Origin of the sequence: Corallococcus interemptor (assembly GCF_003668875.1) — a bacterium.
GTDB classification, from domain to species: domain Bacteria; phylum Myxococcota; class Myxococcia; order Myxococcales; family Myxococcaceae; genus Corallococcus; species Corallococcus interemptor.
The window spans coordinates 1-474 of record NZ_RAWM01000316.1 but is presented as its reverse complement, the minus strand read 5'-3'; the positions used below and the strand labels follow the sequence as shown (position 1 = coordinate 474).

The window sequence follows — 474 nt, the reverse complement described above, 5'->3', positions numbered from 1 at the left end:
GCCGCCCCGGTGGCGCGACGTTTTGGTATGGAACGTAGCCTGTTTGCCGCGGTACTTTTGATCTGTGCAGGTATCGCAATTCGCTCTCTCCCTTCGCCTTACTTATTATTTGGCGGTACAGCGGTCATCGGCGGTGGGATTGCATTAGGCAATGTCTTACTGCCAGGATTAATTAAACGCGATTTCCCTCATTCCGTCGCCAGACTTACCGGCGCATATTCCCTGACAATGGGAGCTGCAGCGGCACTGGGATCGGCTATGGTCGTGCCGCTGGCTTTGAACGGTTTTGGCTGGCAAGGCGCGTTGCTCATGCTGATGTGTTTTCCTCTGCTGGCTCTTTTTTTATGGCTGCCACAGTGGCGAAGTCAACAACATGCAAATTTGAGTACCTCGCGCGCCTTACATACTCGGGGTATCTGGCGTTCGCCGCTTGCCTGGCAGGTCACATTGTTTCTTGGGATCAACTCACTGGTC

1 pseudogene is annotated in these 474 nt (G+C 54.0%); it reads left to right on the top strand.

What is annotated here, in order from left to right:
- Window positions 1-474 (top strand): annotated as a pseudogene (nimT, locus tag D7X96_RS39200) (2-nitroimidazole transporter); the annotation flags it as partial.